This window comes from Chelatococcus caeni (assembly GCF_014196925.1).
In the GTDB taxonomy this organism is placed as follows: Bacteria; Pseudomonadota; Alphaproteobacteria; order Rhizobiales; family Beijerinckiaceae; genus Chelatococcus_A; species Chelatococcus_A caeni.
This window is the reverse complement of sequence record NZ_JACIEN010000001.1, coordinates 1,427,382-1,443,774: the sequence shown is the minus strand read 5'-3', so window position 1 is coordinate 1,443,774 and position 16,393 is coordinate 1,427,382. Positions and strand designations below refer to the sequence as shown.

Genomic DNA, 16,393 nt, shown 5'->3' with positions numbered 1-16,393 from the left:
CTAAACTGTCTGCCGGGACGTGTACAGCGGCCGTTCGCGCAAGGGGCTGGAGAGGGGCATGTGCGACAGGGGCGACGCGCACTGCAGACCGAACATCGCGGCTGCCGTCATTTTCTGCGCGCGCGCCCTTTTTCCACCATCTCCGCCATGTTAACCGGGACACGGTGCCGAGAGGCAGTGGCGCCGGCGGGCATGCCGGTCTTCCGCGAACGAGGCTTGGTTGATGCGCTTGGCTGTGCCCCTTCTGTCCGCCCTGGTGCTGAGCACGCTGGCCGTCTCGCACGCCAGCGCGGACAAGATCAGCAACCCGACGGCCATCTTTTCCGGTCTCGACAAGGTCACCGGACGCATCGTCTCGTTCGAGGTCGCCATCGAGGAGACGGTGCAGTTCGGCGCCCTGCAGCTGACGCCACGCGTCTGCTACACGCGCCCGGACACCGAGACGCCGAACACGACCTCCTTCATCGAGGTGGACGAGGTGACGGTGAACAACGAATACCGCCGCATCTTCACCGGCTGGGTGTTCGCGGCCTCGCCCGGCCTGCACGGCATCGAGCATCCGGTCTACGACATCTGGCTGACCGGCTGCACGGGCGGAACCGAGATCATTCCGGAGCCGGCGCCCACGCAGCCCGCGGCCAACGCGCCGGCGCCGGGCCGCGGCGGCTGAGCTCCCTCCACGGGCCTGGCGTCACGTTCCCGTGCCGCAGTTGCAACGGCCGGCTCGCGTCGCTGAATGATGTGGCCGCGTCATCGGCGGGCATCGATTTGGCCGGCACCGTGCCAGGCGCTGAAAGAACTCATCGAATTGTCGAAATGATATAGGTGCCGAACTGATGGGCGCTGGCCGGGAGCGTCCACCAGTCGGCCGACGTCGTTATGCTCTTCTGCAGCATCTGCAGATATTTCTTCTTCGGCACCTCCGTGGCGCCGAACTGGCGCAGGTGCTCGGTGACGAACTGGGTGTCGAGCAGCGTGAAGCCGCCGCGACGCAGGCGGGCGACGAGATGGACGAGGGCGATCTTCGAGGCATCGCGCGTACGGTGGAACATGCTCTCGCCGAAGAACGCGCCGCCGAGCGCCACGCCGTAGAGGCCGCCGACCAGATTCCCGTTCTCCCACACCTCGACGGTGTGGCAGTGGCCGAGGTCGAACAGCTCGCCGTAGAGCGACCTGATGCGGCGGTTGATCCAGGTGCGCTCGCGGCCCGGCGCCGCCGAGGCGCAGCCCGCGATGACGGCTTCGAAATCTCCGTCGATGCGGATCTCGTACCGGTCCGCAGCGACGCTTCGGGCAAGGCGGCGCGGCAGATGGAAATCGTCGAGCGGCAGGATGCCGCGCTCGCGCGGCTCGACCCAGAACAGGCCCGGCTCATCGGCGCTCTCGGCCATCGGGAATAGGCCGCAGGCGTAGGCCTTGAGCAGAAGCCCCGCCGTGATCTCGCCGCTGCGCCCACCTTCGCTCATCGGTTCGGCGTCCGCTATTCCGCCGCCTCGTCGTAGGCCGGGCGGTCGGCCGGCGCCTCGCCGGGCAATCCGGCGAGCAGCGCCACCAGCGCGCGGTCGTGCAACAGCACCATGCGTTCCTTCGGCCGCAGCCAGGCTACAGCATCGTCGATGGACCGGGCGTCGACAAGCTTGGCCTGCGCCAGCGCGCGCTCCGCGTCGATCGCGCCGCGCCGGCGCGGCTCCGCGGGGGGCAGCATCGCCTCGTGCGCCGCCCTAAGGGCCGGATCGGCATGGATGGCGCGCAGCCCGTCGGTCTCGTCGAAGCCATGGACGGCGAGCTCCCTGGTGAGCTCCGAAGCACGCAGCGCGATCGGCGGGGCGACCGCTTCCTCCGGCGTCAGCAGGAGGCCCCAGCGCTTGAGGGCGAGGCCCGCCGCCAGCGTGCCGCTGAGCCAGGAGAGCAGGATGGCGAGCACGAGGCCGAGGATGGTCGGCGACATCCAGGCGAACAGCGAGGTCGAGATGAGGAAGGCCGAGACGCCCGTGACGATGCCGAGAGCGACGTGCATGCGATGGCGCCGCACGATGTCCCGGAAGGGAATGGAGCCGTCGTCACGCCGCTGCGGCTGCCAGCCGGTGTCGCGCCCCGCGAGGATCTGGAATACCGCCCCGGACTGGATGAGCATCATCATCGGCGCCAGCATGGCCGACAGGAGGATCTCGATCAGCGCCGAGAAGGTGAGGCGCAGGCCGCCGCCGCTCGGCCGGCGGATGGAGCCCCTGAGCAGGGCGAGGATGAGGCCGAAGATCTTCGGCGCCAGCAGCACGCCCATGGTCAGCGCGAAGAGTGCGAGCGCCCGCTCGGCGTCGAAGCGCGGCCAGATCGGCGACAGGGCGAACTCGCTCGTGAAATACTCGGGCTTCACGTAGCGCGTCTGCAGCACGAGCACGAGGCCGACCACGAGCTGCATGAGCCAGAACGGCGAGGCGAGATAGGACATGATGCCGGTCGCGAAATGCTGCCGGCTGGCGAGCTTCAGGCCCCGCGCGCCGATGACGCGCATGTGCTGCAGGTTGCCCTGGCACCAGCGGCGGTCGCGCGCGGCGACATCGATGAGGGAGGGCGGGCTTTCCTCGTAGCTGCCCTCGAGCTCCGGCAGCATGTAGACGGACCAGCCGGCACGGCGGATGAGCGCCGCCTCGACGAAGTCGTGGCTGAGGATGTGGCCGCCGAACGGCGGCTTGCCCCGCAGGTCCGGCAGGCCGCAATGGGCCGCGAAGGCGGCGGTGCGGATGATGGCGTTGTGGCCCCAGTAGTTGCCGTCCCGCCCCATCCAGACGGCGAGGCCCTTGGCGATGACGGGACCGTAGATGCGCGCCGCGAACTGCTGCAGGCGCGCGAACAGCGTGTTGCGGTTGATGACGAGCGGCAGGCTCTGGATGATGCCGGCGTCCGGATCGGCCTCCATCGCGGCGGCAAGCCGCACGATGCATTCGCCCGTCATGAGGCTGTCGGCATCGAGCACCAGCATGTGGTCGTAGCTGCCGCCCCAGCGCGTCACGAAATCGGCGATGTTGCCCGCCTTGCGGTGGGTGTTCTTCGGCCGGTGGCGATAGTAGAGGCGGGCATCCGGCCCGAGCCGCTGGCGCAGGGCGAGGAAGGCCTGCTCCTCCGCGATCCAGACATCGGGATCGGTGGTGTCGGAAAGGAGAAAATAGTCGAAATGGGCGCCGAGGCCGGTCTCCTCGATCGACTCGCGGATGGCGGCGACGGCGGCGAAGACCCGGGCGGTCGATTCGTTGTAGATCGGCATCACGACGGCGGTGCGCCGCGTGAGCGTCGTCGGCACCGGCGGGGGGCGCCGGCTCCAGAGCAGGGCGATGAAGCCGACGACGGCGGAGCTGAAGGCCAGCGCGATCCACGAGAAATTGACGGAGAAGAGCGCGACCAGCACCCACTGCAGCACGGTGGTGCGGCTGACCGACACGACCTGCACCATCTCCCACACGCCATAGGCGGTGAGGGCGGCGCCGCCGCCGAAGACGGCGAGCCGGGCGAGCCAGGGCACGGCAAAGCGCCGGATCGGCCGACGCCGCTCCTTGCTCGGCTCGAACCGCCGCAGCGACTGGGTCGGCATTGCGAGCGGCGCCTCGGGCGGCATCGCATCGGGAACGGTCGTCGTCATCAGGCGCGGATCAGCGTGGTCCGTCATGGCGTCCAACGATATAGCCACGTCTCGCTCGCAGCTTTGCCAGCCGCTTCCAGCAGCAGGCGCAGCTCGGAAGCCGTCTCGTTTCCTGGATCGAGCTCGAAAGTCACGCGCAGTGTGCGCCTTTCCGGATAAGACCACAATCTGAGATCGAGAATCTGGCCGGGCGTAGCCGAAAGTGACGGCTTGATCTCGACGATGGCGGCAGGATCGGCAAGGCGCTCGCCGACGAAGTCGATGGCGAAGCGCCGCCTGTTGCCGGAAGCGCCCCGGCCCGCGCGGGTGTTGGCGACGATGGCGAGCGGCGGGCGCTCCGGCGGCGTCCAGCACCAGAAGAGGCGATAGGAGATGTTCGCTTCCTCGCCGGCCTTGTAGGGCTGGGCCGGGCGCCAGTAGGCGATGACATTGTCGTTGCGGTCCGAATCCGTCGGCACTTCGATGAGCTGCACGCTCCCCTTGCCCCATTCCCCGAAGGGTTCGAGCCACAGGCTCGGCCTGAGCTCGAAGCGACGCAGGTCGTCCTGGAAGGCCGAGAAGTCGCGATCGCGCTGCAGCAAGCCGAAGCCGCGCGGGTTCTCGTCGATGAAGGCGGAGATCTGCAGCGTCTCGGGATTGGAGAGCGGGCGCCAGATCCACTCGCCCTGGCCGTTCAGGATCTGCAGGCCCTTGACCTCGTAGGCGGCGACACGCACGTCGTCGGCCGCGCCGTCGTTCGGCCCGAAGACATAGGTCGCGTTCATGGCGCCGATGCCGACGTGGTCGAGGTTGGTGCGGGGGAAGAGCGCCACCTCGACGTCCGTGATCGTCATGTCCCCGGGGCGCAGCGTGAAGCGCACCGCGCCGGCCGCGCTCGGCGCATCGAGGAGCGCGTGCATGGCGAGGCTGTCGGAGCCGGGCGCCGGCCGCTCGATCCAGAAGGCGCGGAACAGCGGAAATTCCTCGCCCCGCGAATCCGCCGGCTGCAATGCGAGCGTGCGCGCGGTGATGCCGTAGTTCTGGCCGGAGGCGATGGCGCGAAAGAAGGTCGCACCCTGGAAGACGGCGACCTCGCGCTTGGGCTCGCGGCCGGAGCCGAAGAACACCTTGAAGCCGGAAAAATCCAGGTTGCCGACGTCGGCCGGCGGCTGCTGCGCGCCGAACGCGAAGCGGCTCGGATCATAGGCCACCCGGCGGATCGTGCCGTCCTCGACGACATAGATCGTCACGGCATTCGTATAGATGAAGCCGCGATGCAGCGGCTCGATCGAGAAGCTGCGCCCTTCGCCGGCCCACACGCGCGCCGTCTCGCGCAGGCGGATGGCCGAGTAGTCCTCGAAGGACAGGTTGGAGAAAGCGTCGGGCAGGGACGTCGGCGGCGGAACGTAGGCCTTGCGGGCGATGGCGCTCGCCACCTCCGCCACGCGTGCGGCGTGGAAGGGCTGCCCCTCGGCGAGGACGGCCTCTATGGCGATCTGCGGAAAGGGCTTTTCCTGGGCGAGGGCGGGCCTCGCCGCCAAGCCGAGCGCGGCCCCGCCGGCGAGGCCGAGGCCGAGGCGCAGTGCCTCCCGGCGGTCGGGATGGCGAGCGGACGCGATGGGGCCGGAGGACATAGGCGATTCGTTCGGCACTTTGGCAGTCAACTCGACCTATTGTTCGGTTCGGGATGCTGGCGTGGGTGTCGGCGGGCTTCTATCACGCTTTCGATGCCAGCGGCGAAATTTCGTAGAGTCGCGAACAGCTTCCACGCCGGACGCATGCACCTTTGACAGTGGCAACGATTTGCGGTCGTAAAGAGGCCGAAATTTGGACGCTGTCCGCTTCCACACAGCGGATGAGACGCGGGAGATGACATTGATGAAGGCATCGGATTCGGCGGCGGCGCGTCGCTGCCTCGTCGTCGTACTGGCCGCGGGCGAGGGCACGCGCATGAAATCGCGCAAGCCCAAGGTCCTTCACGCGCTTGCCGGACGCAGCCTCCTCGCCCATGTGCTCGAGGCCATCTCGGCCGCGGGGGCGGATGCGGTATCCGTCGTCGTCGGCCCCGATCGCGAGGACGTCGCAGCCGAGGCGCGCCGCGTGCGGGCCGATGCGGCGGTGCATGTCCAGGCGGAGCGCCTGGGGACGGCCCATGCCGTCCTCGCGGCGCGCGACGAGATCGCGCAGGGCTATGACGATGTGATCGTGGCCTTCGCCGACACGCCCCTCGTCACCGCCGAGACCTTCGGCCGGCTGCGGGCGGAGCTCGCCCGCGGTGCCGCCGTGGCCGTGCTCGGCTTCGAGGCCGCCGATCCCAACGGTTACGGGCGTCTTATCATCGAAGGCGAGGACCTTCTCGCCATCCGCGAGCACAAGGACGCGAACGACGAGGAGCGGCGCGTCGGCCTGTGCAACGCGGGCCTGATGGCGCTTGCCGGCGGCGAAGCGCTCGCGCTGCTCGACGCGATCGGCCAGGACAATGCCCAGCGGGAGTTCTACCTGACCGACGCAGTGGCTGTGGCGCGGGCGCGGGGCCTCAAGGCCCATGTCGTCGTTGCCGATGAAGCGGAAGTCCAGGGCATCAACGACCGCGTCCAGCTTGCGCAGGCAGAGGCGGCGCTGCAGGCGCAGCTGCGGCTCAGGGCGATGCGCGAAGGGGTGACGCTGCAGGCGCCGGAGACGGTCTTCCTCAGCGCCGACACGCGCCTCGGCCGGGACGTGGTGGTGGAGCCGCACGTCGTCTTCGGGCCGGGCGTGACGGTGGAGGACGGGGTGGTCATCCATGCCTTCTCGCATCTCGAAGGGGCGCGGGTCCGCGCCGGCGCATCCGTCGGCCCCTATGCCCGCCTGCGTCCGGGCGCCGACATCGGCGAGGGCGCGCGGGTCGGCAATTTCGTCGAGGTCAAGAACGCGACGCTCGGGGCCGGCGCCAAGGCCAACCATCTGAGCTATCTCGGCGATGCGACGATCGGCGCCAGGGCGAACATCGGCGCCGGCACCATCACCTGCAACTACGACGGTTTCCGCAAGCACCGCACCGAGGTCGGCGCCGGCGCCTTCGTCGGCTCCAACTCCTCCCTCGTCGCGCCGGTCACCATCGGGGATGGCGCCTTCGTCGGCTCCGGCTCGGTGGTGACGATGGACGTGCCGGCCGATGCGCTCGCCGTCGGCCGCGCGCGGCAGGTTACCAAGGACGGCTGGGCACAGAAATTCCGCGAAACGTTTAGTGGCGCTTCTACCAAAAAGGCCGAATGAGGCGCATGCTCATCTGCGCTCTTACGTCACAAACGGATATCGAACGTGATTTGAGCCTGCGCATCGCGATCGGATACCACGTCGATCCGTCGTGATCGACGATACGACTGTTCTGGCCTTTCGGGGAGTAGACCATCCATGTGCGGCATCGTGGGAATACTCGGGCGGCAGCCGGCCGCCCCGCTCGTGGTGGATGCGCTGAAGCGCCTCGAATACCGCGGCTACGACTCCGCCGGCGTCGCCACGCTGGAGAACGGGCGGCTGGAGCGCTGCCGGGCCGAGGGCAAGCTGCGCAATCTCGAGGACAAGCTGGCGCGCTCGCCGCTGTCCGGCCCCGTCGGCATCGGCCACACCCGCTGGGCGACGCACGGGCGCCCCAACGAGACCAATGCGCATCCGCATGCGACGGACCGTCTCGCCGTGGTCCACAACGGCATCATCGAGAATTTCCGCGCGCTCAAGGAAGAGCTGCAGGCCGAGGGCGTCGTCTTCGAGACCGAGACGGACACCGAGGTCGTCGCGCAGTTGGTGACGCGCGAGATGCGGGCGGGCAAGGCGCCGGCCGATGCCGTCGCCGCCGTCCTGCCGCAGCTGCGCGGCGCCTTCGCGCTCGCCTTCGTCTTCGCCGGCGAGGACGACCTTCTCATCGGTGCGCGCCACGGGGCGCCGCTCGCCATCGGCTACGGCGAGGGCGAGATGTATCTGGGCTCCGATGCGCTGGCGCTGGCGCCGCTGACGGACGAGATCTCCTATCTCGACGACGGCGACTGGGCGGTGCTGTCGCACGATGGCGCCGTCATCCGCGACATTTCGGGCAAGGTGGTGCAGCGCGAGCGCCAGCGGTTCTCGCCGGGCGCCTTCATCGCCGACAAGGGCAACCACCGCCATTTCATGGCGAAGGAGATCCACGAGCAGCCGGAGGTCGTCGGCCGCACGGTCGCCCATTATGTCGACCTCGCCGCGGGCCGGGTGCGCATGCCGGCCGAGCTCGCCGTCGATTTCCGCAAGGTGAACCGCATCGTCATCTCGGCCTGCGGCACGGCCTATTACGCCGGGCTCGTCGCGCGCTACTGGTTCGAGCGGCTGGCGCGCCTCCCGGTGGAGATCGACGTCGCCTCCGAGTTCCGCTACCGCGAGATGCCGCTGTTCGAGACAGACGTGGCGCTGTTCATCTCCCAGTCGGGCGAGACCGCCGACACGCTCGCCTCGCTGCGCTATGCCAAGGCGGGCGGCGCCTCGATCCTGTCGGTCGTCAACGTGCCGACCTCGACCATCGCACGCGAGAGCACGGCCGTGCTGCCGACGCTCGCCGGCCCCGAGATCGGGGTGGCCTCGACCAAGGCCTTCACCTGCCAGCTCGCGGTGCTGCTGGCGCTGGCGATCGCCGCCGGGCGCGCGCGCGGCACCCTGAGCGAACGGGACGAGGAGGGGCTCGTCTCCGCCCTCATCTCGGTGCCGGGCCTCATGGCCGAGGCGCTGAAGAGCGAGGCGGATATCGAGGGCCTGGCGCGTGAATTGTCCAAGGCGCGTGACGTGCTCTATCTCGGGCGCGGCATGGCCTATCCGCTCGCCCTCGAAGGCGCGCTCAAGCTCAAGGAAATCTCCTACATCCATGCCGAGGGCTATGCCGCCGGCGAGCTGAAGCACGGCCCCATCGCCCTCATCGACGAGACGGTGCCCGTCATCGTGCTGGCGCCGAGCGATGCCGTCTTCGAGAAGACCGTGTCGAACATGCAGGAGGTGGCCGCGCGCGGCGGGCGCATCGTCCTCGTCGGCGAGGCGCATGCGGCGCGCGAGGCGGCCGTGGAGACGATGGCGACCGTCGCCATGCCGGCCATGAACCCCATCATCGCGCCGCTGGTCTATGCCATACCGGCCCAGCTGATCGCCTATCACACGGCGCTCTTCATGGGGAAGGACGTGGACCAGCCGCGCAACCTCGCCAAGTCCGTGACCGTCGAATGAGGCCGGTGGGCGGCCGCCCGCCGCTCACAATTCCGCGACAGGCTCAGGCCGCGTGATGATATAGGCCGCCACCGCGATGAAGCAGGCGGCGGCCGCGATGCGGCCCACCATCGGCGCGGCCGAGGCCAGCACGATGCCGTAGCTGACGACGAGGCTGATGCAGGCGATCCACTTCACACGGCGGGGGATGGAGCCGTTGGCGCGCCAGGCGCGGACGGACGGCCCGAGATAGCGGTGCTCGAGCAGCCATTGCTCGAAACGCGGCGAGGACCGGGCAAAGCATGCCGCCGCGAGAATGAGGAAGACCGTGCCCGGTAGGAGCGGCATGACGAGGCCGATGGCTCCGACCGGTACGAAGAGGCAGCCGAGGCCGAGATAGATGAGGCGCGCAGCCGGCGAGCGGGTCGCAATCCGCCGCCCTGCGTCGGTTGCGCCGCCGTGGCGATCCTGATCGGTCCTCCTGCCTTCCACGTGCCGTTCCGATTCGATCTGTCCGAAATGCCTGCGATGATCGGCGTGCTTGCAAGGAAAATGGCAAAGCCCCATCAATTGTGAAAGGGCCTCGCGGCGGGGATGCGGCTGCATGACACGCCCCGGCAAGCCTCATGGAACAGGTTGTATCGCATGGATGACAGGCAGAAGCAGCCGGAGGACGAAAGGTTCGTCCCGACGGCGCATCAGATCGCTCAGGAGGTGGCCGCCGCGTCGGCCGTCCGGCCGCACACGGCCGGCTCCCGGTTGCGCAACTATTTCCTGACCGGCGTGGTCGTCGCCGGGCCGCTCGCCATCACGGCCTATATCGTCACCTGGATCATCAGCCTCATCGACGGCTGGGTGAAGCCGCTCATCCCCGCGGCCTACCTGCCGGACACCTATCTGCCCTTCGCCATCCCGGGCTTCGGCCTCGTCGTGGCCTTCATCGGCCTGACCCTGCTCGGCTTCCTGACGGCCAATCTCGTCGGGCGCTCGCTGCTCAATTTCGGCGAACGCATCCTGGCGCGCATGCCCGTGGTGCGCAGCCTGTACAAGGGCGTGAAGCAGGTCTTCGAGACGGTGTTCTCGGAGCAGGGCACCTCCTTCCGCTCGGTGGTGCTCATCCCCTATCCCTCGCGCGAGGTGTGGTCGATCGCCTTCCTGTCGACGCCGCCGGCCAGGACCATCGCCGAGCGGCTGCCGGATGCCGGTGACTATGTCGGCGTCTTCATGCCGTGCACGCCCAACCCGACGACGGGCTTCTTCTTCTACCTGCCGCGCAAGGACGTCATCGAGGTCTCCATGACGGTGGAGGAGGCGGCGAAGCTCATCATGTCCGGCGGTGTCATCCAGCCGGACAGTTCGAAGCCGGCGCCGGCGAAGGCGCTGCCGGCGCGCAAGCGCAAGGGGCTGGAGCCGGCGCAGCCGTAAGCTCAGCCGGCGCGCAGCAGGCGGATGGCCTCGTCGCGCTCGAAGAGATAGAGCAGCAGCTTCAGCGCCTCGCCGCGCGGGCCCGCGAGCCTGGGATCGCGCTCGATGACGAGCCGGGCATCGTCGCGGGCGGCGGCGATGAGGTCCGCATCGGTCTCGGTGCGCACCAGGCGGAAGTCGGGAGCGCCGGACTGGCGCGTGCCGAGGATCTCGCCCTCGCCGCGCAGCTTCAGGTCCTCCTCGGCGATGCGGAAGCCGTCCTCCGTCTCGCGCATGATCCTGAGGCGCGCCTCGGCCACCGGGCCGGGCGGCGCCTTGTAGAGGAGAAGGCAGGTGGAGGCGGCCGCCCCGCGGCCGATGCGCCCGCGCAGCTGGTGCAGCTGGGCGAGGCCGAATCGCTCCGCGTGCTCGATGACCATGACGGTCGCCTCGGGCACGTCGACGCCGACCTCGATGACCGTGGTGGCGACGAGGATCTTGAGGTCTCCCGCCGCGAAGCGCGCCATGACGGCGTCCTTCTCCCGCCCCGGCATCTTGCCGTGCAGGAGGCCGACGGCCTCGCTCCCGAAGACCGAGACGAGGCTCGCGTAGCGCTCCTCTGCCGCCGCGACGTCGAGCGTCTCCGATTCGGCGACGAGCGGGCAGACCCAATAAACGCGCGCGCCGCCGCGGATCGCCCGGCCGGTCGCGCCCACCACCTCGTCGAGCCGCTCCAGCGGCACGGTGCGGGTGTCGATCGGCTTGCGGCCGGCCGGCTTCTCCTTGAGGACCGACACGTCCATGTCGCCGAAATAGGTGAGCACCAGGGTGCGCGGGATGGGGGTCGCCGTCATGACGAGCACGTCGACGGCCGCGCCCTTGGCGCCGAGGGCGAAGCGCTGGTGCACGCCGAAGCGGTGCTGTTCGTCGACGACGGCAAGGCCAAGGTCGTGGAAGGCGACGTCTTCCTGGAACAGCGCATGGGTGCCGACCACGATGTCGAGGCCGCCATCGGCAAGCGCCGCGAGTGTGCGGCGCCGTTCGGCGCCCTTGTCGCGGCCGGTGAGGAGGCCGAGCCGCAGGCCGGCGGCTTCGGCGAGCGGCGCGAGGCGCTCGAAATGCTGGCGGGCGAGGATCTCCGTCGGCGCCATCATCGCCGCCTGCCGGCCGGCCTCGACGGCGCTCGCCATGGCCATCAGCGCCACCGCCGTCTTGCCGGAGCCGACGTCGCCCTGCAAGAGGCGCAGCATGCGCTGCGGCGCGGCGAGGTCGCGGCGGATGTCGGCCACCGCCTGTTCCTGGGAGCCGGTGAGGGCGAAGGGCAGGACCTCGCGCAGGCGGGCGACGAGGCGGCCGTCGCCGACGTTCTCCCGTCCCGGCGCACGGCGCAGGCTCTTGCGCAGGAGCGCGAGGGCGAGCTGGGTCGCGAGCAGCTCGTCATAGGCGAGGCGGCGGCGGGCAGCACTGTCCGGGGCGAAGGCGGCCATGTCCTGCGGCGCGTGCAGGCGCTCGAGCGCGGTGCGGAAATCGGGAAAATCGTTGCGCGCCAGCCAGCTCTCCTTCTGCCACTCGGGCAGTTCCGGCACGCGGGCCAGGGCGGCGCGGGCGATGCGGTTCACATAGCGCGCCGTCAGCCCCTCGGTGAGGCCGTAGGTCGGCTCCACCACCGGCATGTCGGCAAGGCCGGCGGCATCGACGACGCGGTCGGGGTGGACCATCTGGCGCCGCCCGTCCCACAGCTCGATCTTGCCGGAGACGAACCGCTCCTCGCCGATGGGCAGCAGCTTGTCGAGGCGCCGCCGGTCGGCGTTGAAGAAGACGAGGGTGACGTCGCCCGTCTCGTCCTCCACGACGACGCGATAGGGCGCGCGCGAGCGGCCGGGCGGCGAGGGATGATGCGAGGCGACGCGGACGGTGAGCGTGACGATCTCGCCGGGCACGGCTTCGGCCACCGTCGGGCGCGCACGCCGGTCGACGGCGCCATGGGGCAGGTGGAAGAGCAGGTCGAGCACGCGGGCGGACTTGCCCGGCTCGCCGATGAGCCTGTCGAACAGGAGCCTCATGCGCGGGCCGACGCCGGGCAGCGAGGTCACTTCGGCGAAGAGCGGATCGAGGGGCGAGGGGCGCATCGCTGGAGCTGCTCGAGGCTCGAAAGGGAATCGCGGGCGGGCTGACAGACATCCTGTCGGGCGCTATATACCCGCCCAAGCCCGGCGCGACGACTCTCGCGTGTTCGGCCGCGAAGGAGACAAACCGTGAACGACAACCAGCCGGACGACAGCGACCTCGCCATGCGCCGGCGGCGCATCCTCTATCGCGCCTGGCATCGCGGCATGCGCGAGATGGACCTCATCATGGGCCGCTTCGCCGATGCCCATGTGGCGGAGCTGGACGAAGGGGAGATCGCCGAGTTCGAGCGGCTGATCGAGCTCATCGACAAGGACCTCTTCTCCTGGATCAGCGGCAGCGAGCCGGTGCCGGCAGCCTACGACACGCCGCTCTTCCGCCGCATGCGGGACTTCCACGCCGACGGCGCGCCCGCCCGATCGTAACGCCCGGGAACTTGCGGCGCCCCGGCTGCTTCGGACAGCCGGCAGACACATCCATCATCCAAGAATGCCATGCAGCTCAAACGCGCCATCGAGGCCCTGAAGCGGGCCGAAAGCCTCACCGTCGCGAGCGTGCCCGACGGGCTCGACGCCATCGTCGCGGCCGATCTCGCACGCGCCCTCGCCAAAGGCGAGGAGAAGGCGGCGACGCTCGTGCACGTGGCCCGCGACGGCCAGCGCATGGCGGCGATGGAGACGGCGCTGTCGTTCGTTGCGCCGGAGATCGATGTCCTTTCCTTTCCCGCCTGGGACTGCCAGCCCTACGACCGGGTGTCGCCCAACGCCGCCGTGACCGCGCGGCGCATGACGACGCTCGCCCGGCTCGCCCGCACGCGGGCGGGAGAGGACAAGCCGCGCATCCTGCTCACGACAGTCAACGCCATCCTGCAGCGCGTGCCGCCCATCGCCCGCATCGCCACCGAGACGCTCTCGGCCGCGCCCGGCAATGTCATGGACATGGAGGCGCTCGTCAGCTGGCTCGAGGTCAATGGCTTCCTGCGCACCGGCACCGTGCGTGACACGGGCGAATATGCGGTGCGCGGCGGCATCGTCGACCTTTATGCCCCGGGCATGCCGGAGCCGCTGCGCCTCGATTTCTTCGGCGACACGCTCGAATCGATCCGGGCCTTCGATCCCGAGACGCAGCGAACGACGCACCAGCTGCGCGCGCTCGACCTCGTGCCGATGAGCGAACTGCAGCTCACCACCGAGACCATGCGCCGCTTCCGCCAGGGCTATGTGGCGGCCTTCGGCACGGCGACGCGGGACGACACGCTCTACGAGGCGGTGAGCGAGGGGCGGCGCCATCCCGGCGTCGAGCACTGGCTGCCGCTGTTCCACGACCACCTCGACACGCTGTTCACCTATCTGCCGGGCGTGCCCTTCGTCTTCGACGCGCTCGCCGATGACGCGGCGGGCGAGCGTCTCGCGCAGATCGCCGATTATTACGATGCCCGCAAGGCCGCCCTCGACCAGCCGGTCGTCGGCGGTGCGCCCTACAAGCCGCTGCCGCCGGACGCGCTCTATCTCGGTGCGAGCGAATGGGCGGAACAGGTTGGAAAAGAAGCGATTGTCCGCCTGACGCCCTTTGCCCAGCCGGAGACGAGCGGACGGCTCGTGGTCGATGTCGGCGGCCGGCAGGGGCGCAGCTTCGCCGCCGAGCGGGCGGACGAGACGGCGAACGTCTTCGACGTCGCCGTGCGCCACGTGCGCGAGTTGCAGAAGGCGGGCAAGCATGTGGTGCTCGCCGCCTGGTCGGAGGGCTCGCGCGAGCGCCTCGGCCATGTGCTTGCCGACCATGGCCTGACGCAGGCGAAGCCGATTTCGCGTCTCGCCCATGTCTCGGCGCTCGCCCGCAACGAGGCGGCGCTCGTCGTCTGGGGGCTGGAGCACGGCTTCGAGACCGATGACCTCGCCATCGTCGGCGAGCAGGACATCCTCGGCGACCGTCTCGTGCGCGCCAAGCGCAAGGCCAAGCGCGCGCAGGACTTCATCGCCGAGGTGTCGAGCCTCACGGCCGGCGATCTCGTGGTGCACGTCAACCACGGCATCGGCCGCTTCGTCGGGCTGAAGACCATCGACGCGGCTGGAGCGCCGCACGACTGCCTCGAGCTGCACTATGCCGGCGGCGACAAGCTGTTCCTGCCGGTGGAGAACATCGAGCTCCTGTCGCGCTACGGCTCGGAGGACACGGAGGCGGTGCTCGACAAGCTCGGCGGTGCCGCCTGGCAGGCGCGCAAGGCCAAGCTCAAGCAGCGCATCCGCGAGATGGCCGGGGCGCTGATCAAGATCGCGGCCGCGCGGGCCCTCAAGGAGGCGCCGCGCATCCAGCCGCCGGAAGGGCTCTACGACGAGTTCTCGGCGCGCTTCCCCTACGATGAGACGGAAGACCAGCAGAACGCCATCGACGCCGTGCTCGACGACCTCGCCGCCGGTCGGCCCATGGACCGGCTCATCTGCGGCGACGTCGGCTTCGGCAAGACGGAGGTGGCGCTGCGCGCGGCCTTCGCGGTCGCCCTGTCGGGCCGCCAGGTGGCGGTCGTCGTGCCGACGACGCTGCTGGCGCGCCAGCACTACAAGGCCTTCGCCGAGCGCTTCCAGGGGCTGCCGGTCCGTATCGCCCAGGCGTCGCGCTTCGTCGCGGCGGGCGAGATGAAGAAGGTGAAGGAGGGGCTCACCGACGGCACCGTCGACATCGTCGTCGGCACCCATGCCCTGCTCGGCAAGGCCATCCGCTTCAAGGACCTCGGCCTCATCATCGTCGACGAGGAGCAGCACTTCGGCGTCGCCCACAAGGAGCGACTGAAGGAGCTGCGCGCCGAGGTGCACGTGCTGACCCTGTCGGCGACGCCCATTCCGCGCACGCTGCAACTCGCGCTCACCGGCGTGCGCGAACTGTCGCTCATCGCGACGCCGCCGGTCGATCGTCTCGCCGTGCGCACCTTCATCACGCCCTTCGATCCGCTCGTCGTGCGCGAGGCGCTGCTGCGCGAGCGCTACCGCGGCGGCCAGGCCTTCTACGTCTGCCCGCGCATCGAGGACCTCGCCGAGGTCAAGGCCTTCCTCGACGCCGAGGTGCCGGAGGCGCGCGTCGTCGTCGCCCACGGGCAGATGCCGGCCGGCCAGCTCGAAGACGCCATGACGGCCTTCTACGAGGGCAAGTTCGACATCCTCCTGTCGACGACCATCGTCGAATCGGGCCTCGACATCCCCCGCGCCAACACGCTCATCGTTCACCGGGCGGACATGTTCGGCCTTGCCCAGCTCTATCAGCTGCGCGGGCGCGTCGGCCGCTCGAAGACGCGCGCCTATGCGCTCTTCACCGTGCCGGCCAACCGCACGCTCACCGTGACGGCCGAGCGCCGGCTCAAGGTGCTGCAGTCGCTCGACACGCTCGGGGCCGGCTTCCAGCTCGCCAGCCACGACCTCGACATCCGCGGCGCGGGCAACCTCCTCGGCGAGGAGCAGTCCGGCCACATCAAGGAGGTCGGCTACGAACTCTACCAGCAGATGCTGGAGGAGGCGGTGGCCCAGCTCAAGGCCGGTGTCACCGACGAGGAGGCCGAGGAGCAATGGTCGCCGTCGATCACCATCGGCACGCCGGTGATGATCCCGGAGGGCTACGTGCCCGACCTGCAGCTGCGCCTCGGCCTCTACAAGCGCCTGTCGACGCTGGAGCGCGACGACGAGATCGATGCCTTCGGCGCCGAACTCATCGACCGCTTCGGCCCGCTGCCGGAAGAGGTGGACCAGCTCCTCAAGCTCGTCGCCATCAAGGCCCTGTGCCGGCGCGCCAATGTCGAGAAGGTCGAGGCCGGGCCGAAGGGCCTCATCGTCGCCTTCCGCGACAATTCCTTCGCCAATCCGGAAGGCCTCATCGCCTATGTCGCCGGCGAGGGCACGCTCGCCAAGGTGCGGCCGGACATGCGCATCGTCTTCATCCAGGACATGGACAGCGCCGAGGCGCGCCTGAAGGGCACGGCCCGCGTGCTGCGCGACCTCGTGCGCATCGCCGAACAGCGCAAGGCGGCGTGATTTTCGCAGCCGCAGAAAACCGGGTCGCCGTCAT

General features: G+C 69.5%; 10 protein-coding genes and 1 pseudogene. 6 read left to right on the top strand and 5 right to left on the bottom strand.

All coding sequences use genetic code 11. The features are described 5' to 3' along the window. Window positions 1–223: 223 nt before the first annotated feature. A pseudogene (locus tag GGR16_RS06830) lies at window positions 224–616 on the top strand (DUF2155 domain-containing protein); the annotation flags it as partial. Between the two features lie 184 nt (window positions 617–800). Here GGR16_RS06830 and aat read toward each other — a convergent pair. The 3 genes from aat to GGR16_RS06815 are packed head-to-tail and all read right to left on the bottom strand — an operon-like array spanning window position 801 to window position 5,247. Further along, entirely contained in the window at window positions 801–1,466 is a 666-nt protein-coding gene (gene aat, locus GGR16_RS06825) for a leucyl/phenylalanyl-tRNA--protein transferase (protein WP_019404106.1), read from the bottom strand. Between the two features lie 14 nt (window positions 1,467–1,480). Continuing rightward, a complete protein-coding gene (gene mdoH, locus GGR16_RS06820; RefSeq protein WP_050996744.1) occupies window positions 1,481–3,661 on the bottom strand; it encodes a glucans biosynthesis glucosyltransferase MdoH in 2,181 nt (726 codons plus the stop codon). After that, window positions 3,658–5,247 carry an OpgD/OpgG family glucan biosynthesis protein gene (locus GGR16_RS06815; RefSeq protein ID WP_183316075.1) on the bottom strand — a complete coding sequence of 530 codons (1,590 nt, stop codon included), beginning with the start codon at window positions 5,245–5,247 and terminating at the stop codon, window positions 3,658–3,660. Before GGR16_RS06815 ends, mdoH begins: the two co-directional genes overlap by 4 nt. Before the next feature lie 244 nt (window positions 5,248–5,491). On the opposite strand from GGR16_RS06815, the gene glmU reads away from it, so the two are divergent. Beyond that, entirely contained in the window at window positions 5,492–6,868 is a 1,377-nt protein-coding gene (glmU, locus tag GGR16_RS06810) for a bifunctional UDP-N-acetylglucosamine diphosphorylase/glucosamine-1-phosphate N-acetyltransferase GlmU (RefSeq protein WP_183316074.1), read from the top strand. Between the two features lie 138 nt (window positions 6,869–7,006). Beyond that, entirely contained in the window at window positions 7,007–8,833 is a 1,827-nt protein-coding gene (glmS, locus tag GGR16_RS06805; protein WP_019404102.1) for a glutamine--fructose-6-phosphate transaminase (isomerizing), read from the top strand. Between the two features lie 24 nt (window positions 8,834–8,857). On the opposite strand, the gene GGR16_RS26410 is transcribed toward glmS, so the two are convergent. Then, window positions 8,858–9,304 (bottom strand): YbaN family protein, encoded by a 447-nt coding sequence (locus GGR16_RS26410; protein ID WP_343059605.1) that lies wholly within the window; start codon window positions 9,302–9,304, stop codon window positions 8,858–8,860. 153 nt (window positions 9,305–9,457) lie between these two features. On the opposite strand from GGR16_RS26410, the gene GGR16_RS06795 reads away from it, so the two are divergent. Further along, window positions 9,458–10,237, top strand: coding sequence for a DUF502 domain-containing protein (locus GGR16_RS06795; protein WP_183316073.1), 780 nt, complete (start codon window positions 9,458–9,460; stop codon window positions 10,235–10,237). Window positions 10,238–10,239: 2 nt separating this feature from the next. Here the strand turns inward: GGR16_RS06795 and recG are convergent, their stop codons facing one another. Beyond that, window positions 10,240–12,345, bottom strand: coding sequence for an ATP-dependent DNA helicase RecG (gene recG / locus GGR16_RS06790; protein WP_183316072.1), 2,106 nt, complete (start codon window positions 12,343–12,345; stop codon window positions 10,240–10,242). A 126-nt stretch (window positions 12,346–12,471) separates the two neighbouring features. Here recG and GGR16_RS06785 point away from each other — a divergent pair, with 126 nt between their 5' ends. Both GGR16_RS06785 and mfd read left to right on the top strand, forming a co-directional pair. Beyond that, window positions 12,472–12,768 (top strand): FAD assembly factor SdhE, encoded by a 297-nt coding sequence (locus GGR16_RS06785; RefSeq protein ID WP_019404098.1) that lies wholly within the window; start codon window positions 12,472–12,474, stop codon window positions 12,766–12,768. Between the two features lie 69 nt (window positions 12,769–12,837). Further along, window positions 12,838–16,359: a transcription-repair coupling factor gene (mfd, locus tag GGR16_RS06780; RefSeq protein ID WP_183316071.1), complete on the top strand. Its 3,522-nt coding sequence runs from the start codon at window positions 12,838–12,840 to the stop codon at window positions 16,357–16,359. Window positions 16,360–16,393: the final 34 nt, after the last annotated feature.